This window comes from Weissella sagaensis (genome assembly GCF_005405285.1).
In the GTDB taxonomy this organism is placed as follows: domain Bacteria; phylum Bacillota; class Bacilli; order Lactobacillales; family Lactobacillaceae; genus Weissella; species Weissella sagaensis.
Genome location: NZ_BJDT01000001.1, coordinates 511739 through 533369, shown reverse-complemented (window position 1 = coordinate 533369; position 21631 = coordinate 511739). Strand labels below are relative to the sequence as shown.

The window sequence follows — 21631 nt, the reverse complement described above, 5'->3', positions numbered from 1 at the left end:
TGTTTCCAAATGTTATCCCCTGCTAAGAGGTAGGTTACCCACGTGTTACTCACCCGTTCGCCACTCTTTGAAATCAAAAAATCAAATCAGAGCAAGCTCGTCATATCAATTAAGCACAAAGCGTTCGACTTGCATGTATTAGGCACGCCGCCAGCGTTCATCCTGAGCCAGGATCAAACTCTCATTTTAAAAGTTTGAGTATAACTCAATTTTGTTGTTTTAATTGTTTAACAGAAGTTAAACGAATTTATTAGCGAATTGACTTCGCAAATGTTTTTTGTTTCAAGCTTAATGCTTGAAGACCCTACACATTTGTTCTATCGAAACGATATTCAGTTTTCAAAGAACTATCTCGTTAAGCCTTTCGACTAACAGTTACCTTTAAATCATAACATTTTATTTATTCCTTGTCAAGAAGTATTTACTTGATGAATTAAACAAACTTGTTATTCCTTAACGCAACTTAATAATCATATCTCACTAAATGATGATTGTCAACATTTAATTTGAATTAATTATTATTGAATTTAAATGAAGAATGTAATCTTTCCTGAAAACTCAACTTTTTAATAATACCGAATTTATAAAATAAATGCAAGCTTTTTTTGAAAAAACATTAATCTAATTGAATAACGCCTGCCATATCAACATTTTTCAACAATCTCCCAATGTCACGCGCATTAATAAATTGCAAACCTAGTAAATTCAGCCGCTCTAAATTCAACAATTTTGAATCAATTGCTTCAAATGTATACAAAGAAACAAGATCTTCACTTGATTCAGATTCTTGTAAATGCCATGCCGCTAATTCACCAAAACGTAAATTATCAAAGTCAATTCCTAATTCATCCCTCATACCATTAACAATTGAGCCAAGCGCAGTATCCCCATCATGCTTATGCATTTTAACCGTATAAAACTTAGGCTTAGGTAACTCATCAGTTACTAAAAAATACGACTGATCATCTCGTGTAAATATAATTGTTCCCGCAATTAACGACATTATTGTGGCTCCATTTCTTTATTGATGTAATCTTTGTAGTGCTTCATTAACCATTGTTGGCCCTGATTTAGCAATCGTTTCAAATCCGATTGCTAAATGTTGATTAGTCCAATAATGATGTTGTGTAAATTTATAGTCTTGATTTATTTTCTCTTTATCTATCGCTGTCCTATTATAACCATCTAGTACGGTCCTTCTTGATAAAGAAATTTTTTCACTATAAATATCAATATCTAAAATCATTACCGTCACCGTTTGACCAACAACTAGCTCATCCCCAATTTCACGTATAAAAGCAGAACGACATTCAGATATATGAATTAAACCTTGATGATGATCATCTAATTGAATAAAAGCACCATACGGCTGAACACCCGTTACAACCCCCTCAACAACATCTCCAATGTGAAACACCATTACTTCATCTCCTATATAGTAATTAATATGTATCCGAGAACTAAACTCGGTTTAAAATAAGCTTGTTAATTACTCACTAACAGTTGCTTTTAAAATTTTAATTTCTGTCTCTGGCTTATCTGCGTAATCAACCTTTTGAATTGCCATCTTGTCAATAACATCCATACCTTTAATAACTTGACCAAAGACAGTATGATGCTTATCTAACCAAGGTGTCCCACCATTCTGACCATAAGCTGTTACAATTTCATCCGGTACAACACCAGTTAATGAACGCAACATACGAGCAGGTACTTTATTAGCTTGTACAATAAAAAATTGTGAGCCGTTTGTATTAGGCCCAGCATTTGCCATTGATAACGCTCCTCGTAGATTAAATACTTCATCAGAAAACTCATCAGCAAATGGCTTACCCCAAATTGATTCACCACCCATACCAGTCCCAGTAGGATCACCGCCTTGAATCATAAATTCATTAATAACACGGTGGAAGATAATACCATCATAATAACCTTGCTTAATCAAGCCAACAAAGTTTTCAACTGTCTTAGGTGCTTGTTCTGAAAATAATTGCACCTTAACATCGCCCATAGTTGTTGATAAAACTGCAATTGGACCTGTTACTTCATTAATATTTAATTGTGGATATGTCATCATTTTCTACCTCTTAAGTTCTATTAAATACACTGTGTTTATTATAACATATAACTTACAGTGCCTTAAAAAAGTGATAAACTAGTAGCTAAGTCATTTTAGTTAATCAAGTAATTATAGGAGCTTAAACATACAATGATTCAAATCATCGACATATTTCTCCACTTAGATGTTCATTTAAATAATTTAGTTAACACCTGGGGTGGTTGGTCATACGCCGCTTTATTTGCAGTTATTTTTATTGAAACCGGGGCTGTTGTCTTACCATTTCTACCGGGTGATTCATTACTATTCGCCGCTGGATCCATTGCTGCACTATCGGGCAATTCACTAAACCATTGGTTATTAATGCTATTATTTTGGATTGCTGCTTTATCTGGTGATTCACTTAATTTCTTTTTAGGTCGTACTGTTGGCCTTAAATTAGTTCGTCATCCCATCCTAGGGCGCTTCATTAAGGAAAAGCATCTTCAAGAAGCTAATGATTTTTTTGTTAAGCATGGTAAGATGGCAATTATTTTAGGTCGTTTTCTACCAATTATTCGTACCTTAGTACCGTTTACTGCAGCCGTTTCTGGTTTCCGTTACCGTAATTTTATTATTTTGGAAACAATTGCCGTTACAGTATGGGTCATTATTGCCGTAGAAGCTGGTTTCTACTTTGGTGGTAATGCATTTGTTAGCGAACATTTTTCATTGGTACTAATTGGCATACTATTAGTATCTGCCCTACCAGCTATCATTAGTGCTATTCGACAAATATTGCTTAATAAAAAACAACAACAAATGAATAAATAACAAACAAAAAGAGGATGGTTTTAACCATCCTCTTTTTGTTTTATTTGTTATGATCAATAACAACGTTGCCTGCTTCAATTTCTTCAAAAGCTTGGCCAATAGGCTTTACTGAATCAAACTTTGCTAAAGTAGGTAATTCACCTTGTTCTAATTCATGCGCACGCTTTGCACCTAGTGCAATTAACTTATAACGTGAATCAACTTTTTCTAATAACTTGTCAACAGATGGGTATAAAATCATGCTTCTAACTCCTCAATCATCTTAATATACTCAGGCAATACGCGATTAACACGTAAACGCTCAACTTTAATAATATCTTTTATTCGATTAACTGCCAATGATACTTCATCATTAACCACTGCATAATCATAGTTAGCCATCATACGAATTTCAGCAGTTGCTGCTGAAACACGCCGATCAATAACTTCCATTGCCTCAGTACCACGACCAATCAACCGTTCTTTCAATGCTGCTAAATCTGGTGGTGTCAAAAAGATATACGCCCCTTCAGGCATTTTTTCTTTTACTTGCAACGCACCTTGAACATCAATTTCTAGTAAAACATCACGTCCGGCAGCCAAAGTCTGGTCGATAAACTTTTTAGGAGTACCATAGTAATTACCGACATACTCAGCATATTCCAACATATCACCATTTGCAATCTCTGTTTCAAATTCATCACGAGTAACAAAAAAGTAATCTTCACCGTTTACTTCACCACTTCTAGGCTGTCTAGTTGTCATTGAAATAGAATATTGAAAATCAATATCTGGCTCCTCAAATAAGGCTTTTCGTACAGTTCCTTTACCTACTCCAGACGGTCCAGATAGTACGATTAATACGCCACGCTTCATGGTACACATACTCCTAACTTTTTATCTAGTTGTTTAAATAATTATTTTACTCGCTTTTTGTCATGTAAACAACTTTATTCGACTGAATTTTTATGTGTATGCGCTCTTTTTAACAAATCTCGGGCATTTTCTTTAGCTGCCGTGGTTAATTCATTCCCCGATAACATTCGTGCTAATTCGTCAATTCGCTGGTCTTTTGCCAACTGACGAACAGATGTCTCAGTTCGTTTATCGATCACTTGTTTTTCAATAAAGAAATGATGGTCTGCAATCGCTGCAACTTGTGGCAAGTGCGTAATGGTCAAAACTTGGGAATACCGACCAATTACTGCAATTTTTTCAGCAATCGCTTGTGCCACTCGACCAGAAACACCGGTATCAACCTCATCGAAAATAATTGACGTAATCCCTTGTTCACGAGAAAAAATTGTTTTCATTGCTAACATCATTCGTGACAGTTCACCACCTGATGCAATCTTTGCTAATGGCTTGGCGCTTTCACCTAAATTAGTTTGAATATAAAATTCGACGCCATCCTGACCAGTCAGGCTTAACTTTTGTTTCATAAATTTCACCGAAAAAATGGCTTTATCCATGTACAAATCTTTTAGTTGTTCATGAATTTGGTCAGTTAATACTACTGCAGCATCAGATCGAATGTCATGCATTTGTTGGGCTAATTGTTGTGCAGTTTGCTTAGCAGCATCTAGTTGATCCGCCAAGGCAGCCGCATTTTCTTCATTCCCCCCCATTTGCATTAGCTCTTCATCTACTTGTTGTTGGTGCTTTAACACATCCGTAATCGTTGCCCCATACTTTTTTTCTAGTGAACGAATTAAATTTAACCGGTCATCCACATAGCGTAAGCGTTCTTCATCAAAAGCTAAATTATCACGCACATTTAAAATTTCCGAGGCTGCTTCTTGTAGTTCATAATAAGCTCCCCGCACAGCTTCGGTTAATTTAGTATAACGTGGGGCTAACTCTTCAATGTCTTCTAACTCACTAACAGCTGTCCCAACTGTTTCTAAGCCATTATTTTCCCATTCACCTTCAAGTGCTTCATATGCTTTTGATAAAGCTGTTAAAACATCTTGAAAATTCGACAATTCTTGATATTCAGTCTCCAACTCTTCTTCTTCACCAACAACTAAATTGGCCTCATTTAACTCATTACTTTGAAAACTCAACATATCTAATCGTTGTGCCCAGGCTTGCTCATCTGCCTGCCGCTTATGATATGCATCATTTAGTTGTTGATATTTTTTAAAAGCATTTTGATAGGCTGCCTGTACTGGTTGCAATTTTTTCTGTGCAAATTCATCTAACAACCCTAAATGTTGCTCTGGTTGCATTAATGCCTGGTGCTCATTTTGACCATGTATGTCTACTAGATGTCGGCCTAATGATTTTAAAGCCGTTGCGTTAACCAATACATTATTAACACGAATCACATTCCGACCGTTTCGATGTAACTCACGATGAATTAATAATTGATTATCTTCAAGTGGAATACCTAATGATTCAAGTACACTTTGTAAAGCCTCATTTGGTTCAACATCAATTAATCCTTGTAAAACTGATTTATCAGCCCCTTGACGAATGTAGTCTTGCGAGCCACGACCACCTGTTAACAATCCCACAGCATCAATGATAATTGATTTACCTGCTCCAGTTTCTCCAGTTAATACGGTCATGCCAGGTTCAAAGCTAATATTTAATTTGGGAATAATTGCAAAATTTTGAATGGATAATTCTTGTAACATGCCGCCTCCTAAAATATAAACAACTTATTGGAATTTTTGCGTCACAAATTTTTGAGCTTGTAATTCTTTTTTTAAAATCATTAAAACATCAGCATCATCTCCGAGGATCCCAAATAGCTCGTCAAAATCCGCTTCTTGTAAAGCTAACTTCAAAGCCGGACCTGTTCCAGGCGCTACTGAGATCATCACAAAATTATCTTGTGTACGAATTGTTGTTGTCGGCTCTTGCATAATTCGTTTAATATGCGCCAATGCATCAGCTTGTGCCACAACCGCGTAAGCAAAGCCGCCTATTTCTAACGGTACTTTAACCAACTGCATTTCAGCAATATCGCGAGAAATTGTTGCCTGTGTAACATTCCATCCCATTTTATTAAGCGCATTGACAACATCTTCTTGTCGCTGCATGGTCTGTTTTGTAATGAGATTGCGAATCGCCAATTGACGTTCTTTTTTAGTTTTTCTCATCTAGCTTACCTTCACGATGAGCATTTAACTGTTCATGAGCCATTGTCACCACCGCTTCACGCTCATCCAACGTCATTGTACTATCACCACCATCTAACACTAAGTGCGCTAAGAATTCAATATTTCCTGACCCACCCTTAATTGGTGAATAGTCTAAACCAACAATACTAAGCCCAGCTTCATGTGCATAGTCAGCTACTTTATTAATCACCTGACTGTGTGTTGTTGCGTCCTTGACAATGCCATGCTTACCAACCGCTTCACGCCCCGCCTCAAATTGCGGTTTAATCAGTGTTGCAACTGAACCACCTGAGGTTAGTATTTTTGATAGAGGGGGTAAAATCAAATTCAATGAAATAAAAGAAACATCGATTGTTGCAACTTGCGGTTGCCCCTCTTTAAAATCTTCTGGCTCTGCATAACGAAAATTCATATTTTCCATCACGATTACTCGTTCATCTGAACGTAATGACCATACCAGTTGATTAGTCCCCACATCAAGTGCGTAGACTCGTTTAGCACCATTTTGCAAAGAAACATCAGTAAAGCCACCTGTTGATGAACCAATATCCAAAACTGTTTTATCTTGTACATCAATGTTAAACACTTGTAAGGCTTTTTCTAGTTTAAAACCGCCTCGGGACACATATGGCATTGGTGCGCCTTTTAAATGCAATTCAGTTGTAACAGGTATTTTTTCACCAGCCTTATCCATCCGCTGTTCATTTGCGCCTAAAATTTCACCAGCCATAATTGCCCGTTTTGCTTGTTCTCGTGATGTAAATAACCCTTGTTGAACAGCTAAAACATCAACACGTTCTTTTTCTACTGCCATATTTACTCCGTTATATCTTTAAAATAGTCTAAAAATGAGGCTAACAATTGTATATCTAATTGTGTTAATTTATGAAATGTATTCAATGATTTTTTTGCAGTATCGATTTGCTTTTGCAACATTTCTTTAGTAGATGCTACACCAAGAATCGTTGGATATGCCTGTGCTTCAACTTTACCTGCATTATAATCATCTAAATCATCTTTAATTTGAAATGCTAGACCATATGCCATGCCAAAATCATATAAACTATTTTGTACTGCTTGAGTAGCATTAGCCATAATTGCACCTGCTTGTAAGGCATATGCAATCAACGCACCTGTTTTATGGTAATGGATTGTTTGCGTCTCATTTAGTGTGACAACATCACGCTGCATTCCTGCGATATCAAGTACTTGACCTGCTACCATACCTGATGCACCAGCAGCTTTCGCTAATGCCGTTACTAGTTGAACTTTTTGCTCAGATGAAATTGCATGGTTACCGTCTGTTAACCATTCAAAAGCTAATGGTTGCAAGGCATCTCCAGCTAAAATGGCCGTATCTTCACCAAATGCACGGTGCGTTGTCGGCTTACCTCGACGCAAATCATCATCATCCATTGCAGGTAAATCATCATGAATTAGACTGTATGTGTGAATTAATTCCAAGGCACTAGCTGCTTTAAGAAAATGATTAGTTGGTAATTGATATGTTGTTAAAACAGCCAACGTCAACATTGGTCGCAATCGCTTACCGCCTGCCATAACGGCATAGGTCATCGCATCACGTAATTGTGGTACAAATGAACTATTTGCTAGTTCATCGGCCAGGGTCTGTTCAATTTTTGGCACCATTACTTTTGAAAATTCTTGCCAATGCATCTGCTTTATTCCCCTTTATTAAAATCACTCATACTACCGTCAGCATTAACAATCTTAGCTAGGCTCGTTTCTGCATTTTGTAATGTTTTTTGTAAGTCCTGACTAATTTTAATTCCCGTTTCAAATTGTTTTAGCGCTTCTTCTAGTGGCACATCCCCTTTTTCTAGCTGGCTCACAATGGTTTCTAATGTTGCCAAATTTTCTTCAAATGTTTTATCTGCCATATTATTTCTCTTTCTTTTCTATCACCGAAGCCACAATCTCGCCATCAGATAATTGTACTGTAATTTCATCTTGAGTAGATACTTCTTGTAACTGATGAATAACCACACCATCTTTTCTGGTCACACTATACCCACGGCTTAAAATTGCTAATGGGCTCACTAGCTGTAAACTAGCGATAACATGCTTAAAATGTTGCTTAGCTTGCGTCATTTCATAATTCATACTTTGATTTAAACGCGGCACCAAATTTTGCAGTTGCTGATTTGGTCGTTCAATTTGTAATGTCATTGCCCGTACTAATTTGTCCTGCGCCAGATCTAAACGTTGTAAGTAACCTTCGTATAAACGTTCTGGATTCGTTAACACGTAGCTTTTTTGTAACCGATCTAAATAATTTTTCCGTTGCGCGATTTCTCGTTGTAAAATCGTTACTAATTGTTGTTGTGCTTGTTGTATCGATAACCAAAGGTCTGCTAAAGGAACTGGCGTTGCTAGTTCTGCAGCTGCAGTCGGTGTTGCAGCACGCTTGTCAGCAATAAAATCAGCAATCGTGGTATCCGTTTCATGACCTACTGAACTAATGATTGGTATGTCAACAGTCAACATTTGACGCACCAATGACTCATCATTAAAAGCCCATAAATCTTCAATTGACCCACCACCACGGCCAATAATCAACACATCATAATCATCAGCTTGATTAACTGCATCAATTTGCTTACTCAAAGAGGGGACTGCGCCGCTCCCCTGCACAACTGCTGGATATAAAACAAGTTGGGCAATCGGATAACGCCGGCTAACCGTCGTCATAATGTCTCTAATAACAGCACCACTTGGCGATGTAATGACCGCAATTTTTTTAGGAAACCGTGGAATGGGGGCTTGTCGCACATTAAATAAACCTTCTTGCTCTAATTTATTTTTTAATTGTTCATAAGCTTGGTACAATGCCCCAACACCATCTGGTTCCAATGAATCAATAATCAAACTATATGACCCGTTTGGTGCATACAGATCAAGATGGCCAACAATATTGACTTTCATACCAGGTTCTAACTGGAATTTTAACCGACTAAACGATGTTTTAAACATCGTTACGGAAAGAACTGCTTGATCATCCTTTATTTTAAAATATTGATGCCCTGATCGTTGTCGAAAGTTAGAAATTTCCCCCGTCACGTAGACTTTTTTTAAATATGGGTCAGCGACAAATTTGCGTTTTAAATAAGCGGTTAGTGCTGAAACTGTTAAATATTCTGCCATCCGTGCTCCAATTCTATATGATGATGCTGAGCTGCTAGTTCTACTGTTGTTTCTAACAATGTGGCAATTGTCATTGGACCGACACCACCTGGAACCGGCGTAATCGCACCAGCAACTTTTTTAGCGGTATCAAAATTAACATCACCGACTAATGTATTATTTGGTAAGCGATTCATCCCCACATCGATTACTGTAGCACCAGGCTTCAAATCAGCGCCCATAATCAAATCAGGCACACCAGTGGCAACGACAACAACATCAGCCGTTGCTAAAAGTTGTCGTCGTAAATCAGCTGGTGTATAGCGGTGCAACAGCGTCACACTAGCATTAGCCATCTGCAATAAAGCAAACATTGGGCGACCAACTAAGATTGATCGTCCAAGCACAACCGCGTGTTTACCAGCTAAATCAATTTCTTCATGATGAAGCATTGTCATAATCCCACGTGGCGTATTTGCAATTGGATAATTACCAGTTTGACCGGCAAACAAGCGTCCACTATTTTCGGGATGGAAACCGTCAACATCTTTTGCCGGTAAAATAGCTTCTTGAATTGTTTGTTCATTAATTTGGGATGGCACTGGACTTTGGACAAGAATCGCATCAATTGTTTCATCTTGATTCAATGCAACAATTTGCGCTAATATTTCTTCCTCAGTTGCATCATTAGGATATTTAAATGTTTTGGCATTAACACCTACTTTAGCTGCAGCACGTTCTTTATTTCGTACATAAATTTCACTAGCTGGATCGTCACCTACCAAAATAACTGCTAGTCCTGGTGTAACTGCTTGCTCTTTTAGCGCTACCGTTTGCGTTGCAACAACTGCTCGTAACTTTTTAGCAATCGCCTTACCATCAATAATTTTAGCCATCTCATCCTCACTTTTATTCATTGTTGTTGCATAAATTTTATCACAAAACAACGTTTTTAACCACGCCATTAACCTATAAAAAAAGCGAACAAATCGCTTTAATATAACGATTCGCCCGTTTTAAATAACTAACATTTTATCTTTTTAAATCATTGCATAAACATCATAACTATTCAACAAAGAAATGTTGATAAATCTTTAATAGTCCTGTACCAACGATTGCAATTGTCAAGAAATTAACAACTACTAAAATTAATCCTTCTTTAAACGCAACCCCCAATGATAAGTTGTACACCCAATAATCACCCAAAGGGGCTACTACTAACCAAACGACAATATTAGCAACGAGTTGCCAAATATTGAATAAGACTAATTTCCTTGTTGTCAACTTACCAATTAAAATACCCAAACGTTTCGTTATTAGCCCAATAAATAAACCAAATAAACCATCCGCAATGACCCAAGTCCACCAAGCCGTTCCATTATTAGTCAACGCATCACTTGTCGCATGACCAATAAATGCCGTTACAGCACCGACAACTGGTCCAAAGATTGCTGTCACTAGTGATAACCAAGCATGTGCTAATGTCACATTGTCTGACGTATCACCAATTTGGACTGCTAAATATTTAAACAACACAATAAAAATAATAATGCCAACAATCGTCCCAATCACTTTATGCGCTGCGATAATATTATGTTTCATTATCTCACCCCTTTATAACAACAATTATTGATTTCTTGTCTCCGCCGCAGGCTCATTTTCAACTTGTTCTGCTTGCTTAGCAGACTCTTTATTAGCATTAATCTGTGCAATTTGTTCATTGAAAAATGCAGTTATCTTTTCTGCAACTGACGTTGGATCATCTAAAAACGATTGCACTGAGGCTGCCTTTTTAATAAACAAATGTGATTTAGTCACCAATGGATGCTCGACAATCATATATAATGATATTTCTTTTGCTTCATCATTTACGACAATTTTACGAATAGCATTCGTATAACGAATAGGTAAATTAATTAAATTCGTTTCAATTCGTAAAATAATTGGCTCTTCTTCATTGATGATTAGGGCATCACTAAAAATTTGGTTAGCTGCCGTTGCTTTTGTGACGTCTGCAAACAACTCATCTAAGTTAATTGTTGCTTGATCAGCTGCTTCAAACGTCTTTGTTGTATAGGTTTCATTGGTTAGAATCTTAATGAAATCATTTCCTGTCATGTCCATGGGTTATCCCCTCTTCTTTAACTTTATATATAAGTTTAGCACACCAACCATATTTTACACTAGGTAACATCGTCAATAAGCATAAGCTATTGTATGATATCAAAAGCATATAGACAACAATAAAAAAGCAAACGACCTAAAATAGGTCATTTGCTTTTTCGTTATTTACTGACTTTATCTTTAAGCAATCGTTGTGATAAGATTACGGTTTTTAATTTTTGAGGCCGCTTTTTCATCAATAATCACAATAACATCGTCGTGATTTTGTAAAACACTGGCAGGTACATCAGTTGTGACTGGTCCTTCAATCATATCGGCAACTGCTTGTGCTTTATTTTCACCATAGGCTACCAATAAAATCTTCTTTGACTTCATTATACTACCAATTCCCATTGAAAATGCTTTACGTGGCACTTCATCTTCACTAGCAAAGAAACGAGCGTTTGCTGCAATAGTTGATGGTGTTAAATCAACTAAACGTGTTTGGGCATCAAATGGTGTACCTGGTTCATTAAACCCGATATGGCCATTTTGACCTAATCCAAGTAATTGTAAATCAAGGGGATGCTCAGCAATCAACGCATCGTAATGTGCTGTTTGAGCCTTGCTATCTTCAGCTAAACCATCCGGAACGTATGATTCTTTAAATGGCTTTTGATTAAATAGATGCTCTTCCATGAAATGACGATAACTTTGCTCATGCGTACCAGCTAAGCCTTGGTATTCATCAAGATTAATTGAAATTTTGTCTGAAAAATCCAGGTCACTAGCAGTTAATTCCTTATAAATTGTGATTGGTGTTGAGCCCGTTGCCAGACCAAAGACTTGCGCATTATCTGCCAAAGCCTCTTTAAAAATCTCAAAACCTACTTTTCCACCCGCTTGTTCATCTTTCACTTCAATAATCTGCATGATTTTAACTCCTTTGTTTTTGGTATAGACCAATTATATACCTACAAATTTCCTTTTGCAATCATTAAGTATTTCAACAATCAACAGACATCATAAAAAAAGCAAATTACCCCAAGTAGGTAATCTGCTTTTTTAGGTGATCCTTCTTATTTTGGCATCACCTTTAATTATTCACCTTTAACAGCTTTTTCTAACGTATCTAATGCACGTGAATGACTGGCAATATCAGCTAATAAATCCTTTTCAAATTGATCAACCGACTTAGCCGCTGTATCACGTGAACCGAAACGACGAATCGTAACCGTATTATTTGATACTTCTTCATCCCCAATTACTAACGTATATGGGATTTTCAAAGATTGTGCATTGCGAATTAAGTAACCTAACTTTTCATTACGTCCATCATATTCGGCACGCACACCTTGCTTAACCAATCGATCAGCCAAAGCTTGTGCATACTCACCATGTGCTTCACGATTAACTGGAATAATACGAACTTGATGTGGTGCTAACCATGTTGGGAAAGCACCCTTATACATTTCAGTTAGATATGCTGTAAAGCGTTCCATAGTAGAAATAATACCACGATGAATCATAACAGGGCGGTGTAATTCGCCATCTGAACCAACGTAGTTAACATCAAAGCGTTCTGGTAATAGGAAGTCTAGTTGGATAGTTGACAATGTTTCTTCACCACCCAAAGCAGTCTTAATTTGTACATCAAGCTTTGGACCATAAAAAGCAGCTTCACCCTCGGCCTCGAAGTAGTCTAGTTTCATATCATCCATGGCTGTCTTTAACATGCTTTGGGCCTTTTCCCACATTTCATCATCATCAAAATACTTTTCCGTATTTTGTGGATCACGATATGACAAACGGAAGCGATAATCAGTAATGTCAAAGTCCTTATAAACGTCAACCATCAATTGTAAAATCTTCTTGAACTCATCTTCAATTTGATCAAGCATAACGAATGTGTGGCCGTCATTTAATGTCATTTCACGCACACGTGATAATCCAGTTAAGGCACCTGATTTTTCATATCGGTGCATCATTCCTAGCTCAGCGATACGGAATGGTAGATCACGGTATGAACGTTGGTGGTGCTTAAAGACCATGATGTGTGAAGGACAGTTCATTGGACGTAACTCCAAGAATTCGCCATCTCCCATGTCCATTGGTGGAAACATATCATCACGATAATGATCCCAGTGACCAGATTGCTTATATAAGTTTAAGTTTGACAAAACTGGTGTATAAACATGTTGGTATCCGTCTTGCACTTCACGGTCAACAATATAACGTTCTAGTGTACGACGAATTGCGGCACCATTTGGCATCCAAACAGCTAAACCAGCACCAACTTCTTGTGATGTAAAGAATAGGTCTTGATCAGCCCCGATTTTACGGTGATCGCGTTCCTTAGCTTCAGCACGACGCTTCATCTCAGCATCTAAATCTTCCGCATTCCAAAAAGCTGTTCCATAAATACGTTGCAACATCGGGTTAGATGACTTGCCACGCCAGTATGCACCAGCCACTGAAGTCAACTTAAAGTGCTTAATCCATCCTGTTGCTGGTACCAAACCACCACGATCTAATTCAATATGTTCCCCTTGAACAGCAATTGAAATATGCTCATCTGCAGGCAAATCATTGATCAACTCAATTTTATAAGGATCATTTTTAAACATTTCCAAAGCTTCATCACGCGTAATTTCACGTGAGACAATTGGTAAGTTTTCTTTAGCAATACGCTTCATCATTTTTTCAATTTCTGGGAATTGATCAACTGAAATTTGATTGCCTTCAACTTTATCTGTATCGTAATAAAAACCGTTGTCAATTGCTGGTCCAACCCCATAATGAATTTGATCAGGATACAAACGGTTTAACGCTTGTGCCAATAAATGTGATACGGAATGACGTAGTAAGCGTAGTCCTTCTTCATCATCTTTCGTAATCAATTCAAATTGACCACTTTGACTAATTGCATCCTTCATACCAACATATTGACCATTCAATTTTCCTGAAACAGCCTTTTTTGCTAATGATGTTGAAATGCTCTTAGCAATTTCCATTGGTGTCGTACCCATTGGAAATGTCTTTTGGGCACCATCAGGAAATGTCATTTGTACATCTGCCATAATTATTACTCCTTTTTAATTCGTTGTTCGTGAACATATCTTAAAACAAAAAGCGCCCCGTTATCGATTTTTATCCGATAACGGGGCGCTTAAACGCGGTACCACCCGAATTTATAACAGTTACCTGTTACTCTCAAATCCCTTAACGCGGGAAACGTTGTTACTTAAATCGTAACACACTCAGAAATAGTACCGTTTATTTCATGCTACCAACTCCCACCACCATTGGCTCTCTATAAGCATTATTTGTTAAACGACGTGTTTTCTTCAACGTTTTAATATTCGTCTACTATTATACCTGAAATTTTTAAAATTAAAAACTTTTTTATTAACTCAAGTGTTGCGCAGTGGTAATTAAAGATTGCGTAAATTCTTGTAATGCTTTTGTAGCTGCTTGATCAGGGCTCAGATTAACTTTTACGCCAACCGCACCTTGAAGCGCACCAGTTTTTTCAAATTGTTGTTCAAATTTATCAATGGCTACTGCAAAGTCATCGCCATAAAAATCATCACCAGAACCTGAAACACCATAGACGATACCGCTCAAATCTGTGTCAGCAAGATCCTCATAAAAGTCTAGCGCTTCATCTGGTAATGACCCATTATCAAACGTATAAGGGACAACCACCACAATATCGGTTGTCGCTTTATCAATATCTTGTGGATCAATTAATTGAATATCCTCTTTACTGACTGCAACATTAGCCGCCTTAAATGCAGCAACAATCACATCTGCTACATCTTCATTATTACCAGTAATTGTCGCAAAAAAAACTCTGGCTTGCATACTTTATTCCCCTTGTTGATTAAAATGGATGATTATCATACTCAATCCATGATTCATGTGAATCCTGAATTCGTTTAAACATTTTTTCCATATCAATATTAGTAAACGAAACTAATACTGGTCGACCATGCGGACAATTATATGGATTCGTTGCCTGCGATAACTGTGTCAATAAGCCCCGTGCTTCATAATCATTTAATGACCAATTTGCTTTAATCGATCGTTTACATGACATCATGATGGTCGTTTTTTCACGGAACGCTTTCGTTGTAATGTTGCCATCACGTAATAGCCAGTCAATCATTTCACGAATAGTTGACTCTTCTTGCCCTTTTTCAAACCAAGCTGGATGCTCCCGTACAATTAAAGCATCATCACCAAAAGTTTCTAAATGTAAGCCAACAGCTTGCAACTCATCTTCATGTGCTTGAATTTTTAAAATATCAACTTTAGGATATGTCAAGACGATTGGCACTAATAATCGTTGACTATCTAAGCCAATTTTACCAATTTCTTCTCGAAAATATTCATATTTAATTCGTTCTTGTGCTGCATGCTGATCAATAATGTAAAAGCCATCTTCAGCTTGCGCAAATAAAAATGTGCCATGCATTTGACCAATGTACTCTAGCGTTGGAAACCCAGTTTTAACAGGCGCATCTATTGTTGTTGCTTCATCATTCCAATCTAATTGCATTTCATCGGCCGCTACTGGCGTCGAAACTTCCGTAAAAGGTTGTATATTATCTTCAAGCCGATATTTTGCTGCAAACTCTTGGACAGGTTTCGTCTTCAAATCAGTCGCATCAGTAATCATAATGGGATGAACGCTTGTTTGTTCCTGGCTTGCATGCGTTGCTTCATTTTGGAACTGTAAATGGCGTGATGTTCCATCAATAGCTGATGCCAAGTTATCATCATTTATGCCCTGATTTGGATTAACATGATTAGTACTTGTCCCTGAAATTTTTTGTAATTGCGCCATAAATTGTGCATCGTCAGTTTCAGGCACTATCTGATCATTAATTTTACCATGCATATAATTATCATAAGCGTCCGGAATTAGATTTTGGTTTGTAAAACATTTAACAATCATTTCTTCAATCAAAGCCATTAATTGTACTTCCTTAGACAGGCGCACTTCATGTTTTTGAGGATGGACATTAACATCAACTAATAGTGGATCCATGCTAATTTGTAATACAGCAATTGGAAAACGACCAACCATCAGCTTTGAACCATAACCTTTGACAATGGCTTTACTTAAATTATAGTTTTTCACAAATCGTCCATTAATTAAAATGGAAATATATGATCGATTTGAACGTGTTAGTTCTGGTAATGACACATAACCTGAAATCGCAAAATCATTATCACTTATATTGACTGCGACCATTTTCTTGGCTTGTGACAAACCATAAACACTAGCTATGACTTGTTGTAAATTTCCATTACCGGCTGTTTGTAACAACTCTTTACCATTATGGACAAGATGAAAAGCGACTTTCGTATAACTCATGGCTAAGCGATTAATCACATCAACGATTTGTGCTAATTCCGTTGCCTGTGATTTTAAATATTTTAAACGTGCGGGTGTATTAAAGAATAAATCCTTTACTAAAATATCGGTTCCTTGCCGTGCATTTGTCCCCGTTTGTGATACTAGCTCACCACCACGATAATGTATCTTTGTTCCTTCTTTAGCATCCATTACGGCAGTTTTTAAGACAACATCCGCTACTGATGCAATTGAAGGCAATGCTTCGCCACGAAACCCAAGTGAATGCACGCGAAATAAATCTTGTCGAGAACTAATTTTTGACGTTGCGTGACGTAAAAAAGCTCGTTGTACTTGATCATTGGTAATGCCCGCACCATCATCAATAACCCGAATTGATTTAATACCAGCATCTTCTACTAAAATATCAATTTGCGTTGCTTGTGCATCCAGGGCATTTTCAACTAGTTCCTTAACAACTGAACCTGGTCGTTCAATCACTTCACCAGCAGCAATCTGGTTCGCTAAAATATCAGATAATTCATGGATTTCAGTCATTTACGTACCTCTCTTACTGCATGTTTTGTTGCCACTCATTTAATTTCATTAATGCTTCTAATGGCGTCATAGTTGCCACGTTAAGTTGTTTCATTTCTTCAAGAATTTGTTGCATATGTGAATCAATTGCATCCGGCAGTGAAAACAAATCCAATTGCCCGTCATCAGCTGTAGCTGGTTTAGTTGGCTCGTCAACTGATAACTCAGCTGATTTATCGGCTAAAGTCGTTTCAGTCATTGGTGCCGTCCTTAATGAAACATCTTGTTCTTCCAAATGACTTAAAATATCAGCTGCACGCGTAATTAAGGAGGTTGGTAATCCTGCTAACTTCGCAACATTAATACCATAACTTTGGTCGGCCGGTCCTGGTAATACCTTATGTGAAAAAATAAGTTCACCATTTTGTTCATTAGCGCCAACGTGAACATTTTGTAATTCAGGTAATTTATCGGCCAAAGCCGTTAACTCATGATAATGCGTTGAAAATAGTGTCTTAGCATGTGTATGTTCATGCACATACTCAATAATTGCTTGTGCTAATGCCATCCCATCATAAGTCGCAGTACCACGTCCTAATTCATCAAATAAAATGAGTGAATGTTTGGTTGCATTCTGCAAAGCTGTATTGGCTTCTGCCATTTCAACCATAAATGTTGAATTACCAGAAATCAAATCATCAGCTGCTCCAATACGTGTAAAAATTTGATCAAAAATAGGTAGTGTTGCCGCTGTTGCTGGTACAAATGAACCTATTTGTGCCATGACCACAATTAATGCTAATTGTCGCATGTACGTTGACTTACCAGACATATTTGGTCCAGTAATTAACAAAATCGTGTCCTTAGCTTGCATCTCCACATTATTTGCGACATATTCTTGATGACCTAATACTTTTTCAACAACTGGATGGCGTCCCGCTTGAATATCAATCACATCTTCATTTGTTAGTGTTGGCCGTACAAAATGGTACCGCTCAGCCACTGTTGCCAACGCTTGTAAAACATCTAACTGCGCTAAATGAGCAGCTAAAGTTTGAATACGTTGAATATTTTCTTTGATAGTTTGCCGAACTGTCGTAAACAACTGATATTCTAACTCGCTTGACTTACTTTCTGCCTCTAGAATCATTTGTTCACGCTCTTTTAATTCAGGTGTAATAAATCGTTCAGCATTTACCAAGGTCTGTTTGCGAGTATAACGATTGGCATCTAGCTTAGCAATATTGGCTTTTGTAACCTCAATATAGTAGCCAAATACTTTATTAAACCCAATCTTTAAAGAATTAATTCCTGTTGCTTGCCGTTCATGTGCTTCTAACTCTGCTAACCAAGTTTTACCATTTGTCATCACATCACGATATTTGTCTAACTGTTCATGATAACCAGTTCGAATAACACCACCATCAGTCACTGAAATCGGCGGTTCATCTGTAATGGCCTCACCGATTAAACTTTCAATATCTGAAACAGGATCTAGACTGGTTCTTAACTCACCAAAAATTGATGGATCAAGGTCATCTAAAATGCTTAAAATTTCAGGGACTTGTTGTAGTGACCGGCGCAGTTGTAAAAGATCACGTCCATTAGCTGTACCATATGCAATACGACCAGCAAGCCTTTCCAAATCATAGACTGATTGCAAGGCTTCTTGTAACGCTGAACGCCCAAAAAATTCTTTTACTAACTCACCGATTTTATCATAGCGCTGATTTAAAATATTAGCATCTAATAGTGGTTGTTCTAGCCATTGTTTTAGCGTGCGTCCACCCATGGCCGTTTTAGTTTCATCTAACAACCAGAGCAAGGTTCCTGATCGTTGTTGTGTCCGCAAATTAATTGTTAACTCTAAGTTAGCGCGTGAATGTCGATCCATTTTCAAATATTGTGCCACTTCATAGGCTGTTGCCTGTTGAAGATGATCTAACGAACGCTTTTGCGTATCAAACAGATATTGCAATAAAGTATTAGCAGCAGTTTTAGGTGTTGTTTGCTGTAATTGTTGCGTTAAATAGGCAATTTCTGCATGCGTTTCATCTTGGGCTTTGGTTTTTGAAACTAAAATGCCCAATGTTGTCAAATTGGCTTGTAAGTCATTAGGTAACTCATCACTTGTCACAACTTCTTTTGTTTCCAAACGGCTAATCTCATTCAAAACACTATTTAAGCCTTGCAAACTGGTTACTTTTATTTCGCCAGTAGATAAGTCTGTGTAAGCTAAACCATAACAATCAAGTGGTGCAACTGATAATCCAACCAGATAATTATTTTCTTTAGCTGCATCAGCCGACGTTTTCATACGGGTTCCGGGGGTTACTAGTTGTACAACCTCTCTTTTCACCATGCCATCAGCTTCTGCCGGATTTTCTACCTGCTCAACTACGGCAACTTTATAACCCTTATCGACTAAGATATCGATATAGTTTTGCGCAGCATGATGCGGAACACCCGCCATTGGAATTGGATCAGCTGAATTTTTATTGCGTTGTGTTAACGTTAACTCCAGTAGTTGTGATCCCACCACAGCATCATCATTAAACAATTCATAAAAATCACCCAGACGATAAAATAAAAATGCATCAGGATACTGCGCTTTAATCTCGTTATATTGCGCCATCATAGGCGTTATTTTGGGTTTAGCCATCGTTATTCCTTTCTTTAATAAACAAGACCAGAACGTGATTTGCTCTGGTCTCGTTTCTATCAATATACTTACCAACAAATCTTGGTTAACCTAATTGTCTGAATCCTTTAATAAATCGGCTAGACTAGCTAATGGGGTATTTTGCTTCTCTGTCTCTTGTTTTAGATTTTCGTAAGTTTCCTCAGAAATAACAGACCAATCCTTACCTGTAGGCATTGTATCATTTGTTGCCTCTTCATCAGTTAATACTTGCAATGGAATTGACAAAACGATGTATTCTAATAAAGCTTCATCAAAATTAATGACACCATCTTCAATCAAAATAACTGATTGATCGTCACTATACCGTTCTTCATGTTGCTTATCTTTAATATAGATTTCATCAATATCCAAATCAATTGGTAATGTAACTGGTTGTAATGATCTCGTTGAGGGCGTTATTAATTCACCAGTCACATGCGCATGAACCAATACATCGTCATCTTCTGTTTGTGCAAATCCAACCACATTGACAGGCTTAATTTCTTGAATAACATCACTAAACTGGCTCACTAGCTTACTATCAAGTGTTAGTGTTTCGCTAAATTGTAATGGTTCATCTTTATACGTTTGTAATTGTGAAAATTGCCACTTCATATTTAATCCTTCCTTACTCATAAAATACTGGTATACGGCCTGTATCCATTGCCTGTTGTAGCGGTTGCTTTGCCATCAATTCATATAATTTTCCGGCGCGATAATCTAACTGTAAAATATCAGTTACCATCTCATGCGTCACGTGATTGATAACAGGTAATTGTACCTGATCACGATTCTTTTTAATAAAAAAACGCCCTTGTTTTGTTGCACCAAGTACCCGTAAATAGGGACGTTGCATCGCTTGCATCATTTCATCATGACTTATATTTAATAGTGTATATAAAAGGGTGCGTTGTAGACGTGCCCATGTATACCGCTTACTTTTAAACATTGTCATAAATGTTTGATAGTCAGCCTGTGTATACCGTGTCATTTGTTCTTTTAAGCGATACGCAAGCCCATTAGTTAATTGATAAATCTGTTCTAATTGATAAATTGGTGTTGTTAACACTTGATATTGTAAAAATGGATACCAAGCTTCCGACCAACTTTTAGATTGCTCACCACCCGCTAATAACTCTGCTGCTGGTTTTGATACATAATCTGTAAAGTCACTCGCTGGCTTTTCTTGCGACATTAACTCACGTAACGCTGTTGCACTGGCAATCCGAGTATCAGTAATACCCGTTTGATGATAATCAGCGCCCTTACGCTGAATAGGCACTAAGTCCACTTTATCCGCATACCCTAAATCCAATAGTGCCATTGCATACGCAAAACCTAATAAATCATTAGGTTGTGATAAACGCTGCCCCGTAACATCCGCTAAGACATCATTAAAAACAGTTGCATAGGTTTGTGTATAATCATTTTTAAATGCAGCATTCTCACTTAATTTTTGGCGAGCAATTTTTGCCAAAGCCAAAAAATCAAGTTGGGCATGTTCTGCCCCAAAAGCAATACTTGTCACCCCTGCTGCTACCAGCACATTAACCGCCCCACGAGCGAATAAATGGGCTGGCTGGACAGCAAATGCAAATGGTAATTCATATACGACATCAGCACCACCTATCAATGCTAATTCTGCGCGCTGCCATTTATCAAAAACAGCTGGTAACCCTCGTTGCACAAAATTACCCGACATCACAACAACTGTTGTATCCGCATTGGTTATTTGTTTAGCTTTTGCTAATTGATATGCATGTCCATTATGAAATGGATTATATTCGGCAACGATGCCAACTGCTTTCATAACTATC

The 21631-nt window shown here is 37.4% G+C and carries 22 protein-coding genes, 1 rRNA gene and 1 other annotated feature; of the genes, 1 reads left to right on the top strand and 22 read right to left on the bottom strand.

All coding sequences use genetic code 11. The annotated features are described in order from the left end of the window. From FFM55_RS02695 to FFM55_RS02680, 4 genes are all read right to left on the bottom strand, one after another. A 16S ribosomal RNA gene (locus FFM55_RS02695) occupies positions 1-189 on the bottom strand; the annotation flags it as partial. A gap of 427 nt (positions 190-616) precedes the next feature. Next, on the bottom strand, positions 617-1003 hold the full coding sequence (locus FFM55_RS02690) for a hypothetical protein (protein ID WP_042491553.1): 387 nt from the start codon (positions 1001-1003) through the stop codon (positions 617-619). A gap of 18 nt (positions 1004-1021) precedes the next feature. Further along, positions 1022-1420, bottom strand: a complete 399-nt coding sequence (locus FFM55_RS02685) for a CvfD/Ygs/GSP13 family RNA-binding post-transcriptional regulator (RefSeq protein WP_042491555.1) — start codon at positions 1418-1420, stop codon at positions 1022-1024. Between the two features lie 69 nt (positions 1421-1489). Beyond that, a complete protein-coding gene (locus FFM55_RS02680; RefSeq protein ID WP_042492366.1) occupies positions 1490-2074 on the bottom strand; it encodes a peptidylprolyl isomerase in 585 nt (194 codons plus the stop codon). A 135-nt stretch (positions 2075-2209) separates the two neighbouring features. Between FFM55_RS02680 and FFM55_RS02675 the strand changes: the two genes are divergently transcribed. Next, complete coding sequence (locus tag FFM55_RS02675; protein WP_042491556.1) at positions 2210-2872, top strand: VTT domain-containing protein; 663 nt, start codon at positions 2210-2212, stop codon at positions 2870-2872. Positions 2873-2912: 40 nt separating this feature from the next. Here FFM55_RS02675 and rpoZ read toward each other — a convergent pair whose 3' ends face one another. The 18 genes from rpoZ to FFM55_RS02585 all read right to left on the bottom strand — a co-directional run bounded on the left by rpoZ (position 2913) and on the right by FFM55_RS02585 (position 21624). Beyond that, positions 2913-3113 carry a DNA-directed RNA polymerase subunit omega gene (rpoZ, locus tag FFM55_RS02670; RefSeq protein WP_042491557.1) on the bottom strand — a complete coding sequence of 67 codons (201 nt, stop codon included), beginning with the start codon at positions 3111-3113 and terminating at the stop codon, positions 2913-2915. Then, entirely contained in the window at positions 3110-3727 is a 618-nt protein-coding gene (gene gmk / locus FFM55_RS02665) for a guanylate kinase (protein ID WP_042491558.1), read from the bottom strand. Before gmk ends, rpoZ begins: the two co-directional genes overlap by 4 nt. 74 nt (positions 3728-3801) lie before the next feature. Then, complete coding sequence (recN, locus tag FFM55_RS02660) at positions 3802-5493, bottom strand: DNA repair protein RecN (RefSeq protein WP_042491559.1); 1692 nt, start codon at positions 5491-5493, stop codon at positions 3802-3804. A gap of 24 nt (positions 5494-5517) precedes the next feature. Then, entirely contained in the window at positions 5518-5961 is a 444-nt protein-coding gene (locus tag FFM55_RS02655; protein WP_042491561.1) for an arginine repressor, read from the bottom strand. After that, positions 5948-6796, bottom strand: a complete 849-nt coding sequence (locus FFM55_RS02650) for a TlyA family RNA methyltransferase (RefSeq protein WP_137600452.1) — start codon at positions 6794-6796, stop codon at positions 5948-5950. The genes FFM55_RS02655 and FFM55_RS02650 overlap by 14 nt, the downstream gene beginning before the upstream one ends. A 2-nt stretch (positions 6797-6798) precedes the next feature. After that, complete coding sequence (locus FFM55_RS02645) at positions 6799-7659, bottom strand: polyprenyl synthetase family protein (RefSeq protein WP_137600451.1); 861 nt, start codon at positions 7657-7659, stop codon at positions 6799-6801. 5 nt (positions 7660-7664) lie between these two features. Then, entirely contained in the window at positions 7665-7883 is a 219-nt protein-coding gene (locus FFM55_RS02640; protein WP_042491565.1) for an exodeoxyribonuclease VII small subunit, read from the bottom strand. A 1-nt stretch (position 7884) separates the two neighbouring features. Next, positions 7885-9147: an exodeoxyribonuclease VII large subunit gene (gene xseA / locus FFM55_RS02635; protein WP_042491567.1), complete on the bottom strand. Its 1263-nt coding sequence runs from the start codon at positions 9145-9147 to the stop codon at positions 7885-7887. Beyond that, positions 9132-10022: a bifunctional 5,10-methylenetetrahydrofolate dehydrogenase/5,10-methenyltetrahydrofolate cyclohydrolase gene (locus tag FFM55_RS02630; RefSeq protein ID WP_137600450.1), complete on the bottom strand. Its 891-nt coding sequence runs from the start codon at positions 10020-10022 to the stop codon at positions 9132-9134. The genes xseA and FFM55_RS02630 overlap by 16 nt, the downstream gene beginning before the upstream one ends. Before the next feature lie 169 nt (positions 10023-10191). Further along, complete coding sequence (locus FFM55_RS02625) at positions 10192-10728, bottom strand: ECF-type riboflavin transporter substrate-binding protein (protein ID WP_042491569.1); 537 nt, start codon at positions 10726-10728, stop codon at positions 10192-10194. A 24-nt stretch (positions 10729-10752) separates the two neighbouring features. Further along, positions 10753-11250 carry a hypothetical protein gene (locus tag FFM55_RS02620; RefSeq protein WP_042491570.1) on the bottom strand — a complete coding sequence of 166 codons (498 nt, stop codon included), beginning with the start codon at positions 11248-11250 and terminating at the stop codon, positions 10753-10755. Between the two features lie 180 nt (positions 11251-11430). Continuing rightward, positions 11431-12162 carry a glucosamine-6-phosphate deaminase gene (locus FFM55_RS02615; RefSeq protein WP_042491572.1) on the bottom strand — a complete coding sequence of 244 codons (732 nt, stop codon included), beginning with the start codon at positions 12160-12162 and terminating at the stop codon, positions 11431-11433. Between the two features lie 167 nt (positions 12163-12329). Further along, positions 12330-14309, bottom strand: a complete 1980-nt coding sequence (gene thrS, locus FFM55_RS02610) for a threonine--tRNA ligase (RefSeq protein ID WP_137600449.1) — start codon at positions 14307-14309, stop codon at positions 12330-12332. A 78-nt stretch (positions 14310-14387) separates the two neighbouring features. Beyond that, positions 14388-14589 (bottom strand) — a binding site (T-box leader). Positions 14590-14637: 48 nt separating this feature from the next. After that, positions 14638-15096 carry a flavodoxin domain-containing protein gene (locus FFM55_RS02605; protein WP_042491574.1) on the bottom strand — a complete coding sequence of 153 codons (459 nt, stop codon included), beginning with the start codon at positions 15094-15096 and terminating at the stop codon, positions 14638-14640. A 19-nt stretch (positions 15097-15115) separates the two neighbouring features. Further along, the gene (mutL, locus tag FFM55_RS02600; RefSeq protein ID WP_137600448.1) at positions 15116-17152 is read right to left on the bottom strand and encodes a DNA mismatch repair endonuclease MutL; all 2037 of its coding nucleotides are present in this window, start codon (positions 17150-17152) and stop codon (positions 15116-15118) included. A gap of 13 nt (positions 17153-17165) precedes the next feature. Next, positions 17166-19793 carry a DNA mismatch repair protein MutS gene (gene mutS / locus FFM55_RS02595; RefSeq protein ID WP_042491577.1) on the bottom strand — a complete coding sequence of 876 codons (2628 nt, stop codon included), beginning with the start codon at positions 19791-19793 and terminating at the stop codon, positions 17166-17168. A 90-nt stretch (positions 19794-19883) separates the two neighbouring features. Next, positions 19884-20429 carry a YceD family protein gene (locus FFM55_RS02590; RefSeq protein WP_042491578.1) on the bottom strand — a complete coding sequence of 182 codons (546 nt, stop codon included), beginning with the start codon at positions 20427-20429 and terminating at the stop codon, positions 19884-19886. Positions 20430-20442: 13 nt separating this feature from the next. Then, positions 20443-21624: a nucleotidyltransferase gene (locus tag FFM55_RS02585; RefSeq protein WP_042491580.1), complete on the bottom strand. Its 1182-nt coding sequence runs from the start codon at positions 21622-21624 to the stop codon at positions 20443-20445. Positions 21625-21631 lie beyond the last annotated feature (7 nt).